At 63.9% G+C, this 1,345-nt stretch carries 1 protein-coding gene; it reads left to right on the top strand.

Annotated features, from left to right (window positions below; genetic code table 11):
• Window positions 1-168 precede the first annotated feature (168 nt).
• Window positions 169-1,131, top strand: coding sequence for a PDR/VanB family oxidoreductase (locus AC1D1G_RS45265; protein ID WP_477956948.1), 963 nt, complete (start codon window positions 169-171; stop codon window positions 1,129-1,131).
• Window positions 1,132-1,345: the final 214 nt, after the last annotated feature.

Here is a 1,345-nt window from a genome sequence, read left to right as displayed (position 1 = left end):
CCCTCTGGGAGTGGTTGCTCGCCCACCCCGAGGGACACGCCAGCGCTCCCGTCCCCGAACCGTGGTCCACGCGACCACATTCAGTAACCGCGGATTGCGTCGACACCACACACCAGCTCGCCCACACCTGACCCCCAGCTCGGCCGGCACCATCGAAACCAGGTGAGAATGAAAAGCACCCACAACGAGACCGATCTGTCGCTCGTCGTCGCAGCCAAGTTCGAGGCCGCCGACGGCGTGGCCGTCCTTCAACTGCGCCAGCCCGACGGGGCCGACCTCCCGCAATGGTCACCGGGTGCCCATATCGACCTGATCCTCACCCCGGAGCTCACCCGCCAGTACTCGCTGTGTGGGGACCCGTCGGACCGCAGCGTCTGGCAGATCGGCGTCCTGCGTGAATCCGCCGGGCGCGGCGGCTCCCAGTTCGTGCACGACAAGCTCTCCTCCGGTGACACCGTGCAGGTGCGCGGCCCCCGCAACCACTTCGAACTCGAACAAGCGGACAACTACCTGTTTATCGCTGGTGGCATCGGAATTACCCCGATCATGGCGATGGCCGCCGAAGTTGACCGAGCCGGCTCGCAGTGGACGCTCGTCTTCGGTGGCCGCAGCCGCGCGACTATGGCGTTCGCTGACGAGTTGTCCACCCACTATCCGGAACACGTGGTCATTAATCCCCAGGACGAAGGGAGCCTGATCGACCTGGACGGCCTTCTCGGCGAACCACTTCCGGACACCCTCGTCTACACCTGCGGGCCCGGGGCCCTGCTCGAGGCGGTCACCGACAAATGCCAGTCCTGGCCCACAGGAAGCCTCCGTCTCGAACGGTTCAGCGCCAAACCGCTGAGCGAACCTGTCCTCAACACTTCGTTCGAGGTCGAACTCGCCTTGACCGGCAAGACCCTCACCGTGCACCCGGACGAGTCGATCCTCGACGCCGTTACGGCCTGCGGAATCCAGGTCCTGTCATCCTGCGAGCAAGGCACCTGCGGCACCTGCGAAACCCCGGTCCTAAGCGGCACTGTCGACCACCGCGACTCACTACTGACCAAGGAAGAGCCAGACGCACACGACACCATGATGATCTGCGTATCCCGCGCCAGTTGCCCCCGGTTGATCCTCGAAATCTGAACCCCGCGACCATCCGTCGGTCGGCCCACTGGCCGCCGAACATCGGGGATCGCAGATACCGAAACGCAGCTGACCCTTCACCCACCAACTCATCGCATGATCCCGGGCCAGCGAGCCTGTACATATTCACATCAATCGATTGGAGTATCGATTCCTATGTCCGACAACAGAGCAGTGGTCTATGCCGGCGCCGGCAAAGTGGAAGTGGTCGACG

Source organism: Rhodococcus sp. P3_B8 (assembly GCF_056402775.1).
The sequence above is the reverse complement of the archived record's forward strand: the minus strand, read 5'-3'. Positions and strand labels throughout refer to the sequence as shown.

What these genes read in the sequence shown, in the direction of transcription:
- AC1D1G_RS45265 (WP_477956948.1), top strand. Translation starts at nt 169, where the DNA reads ATGAAAAGCACCCACAACGAGACCGATCTGTCGCTCGTCGTCGCAGCC.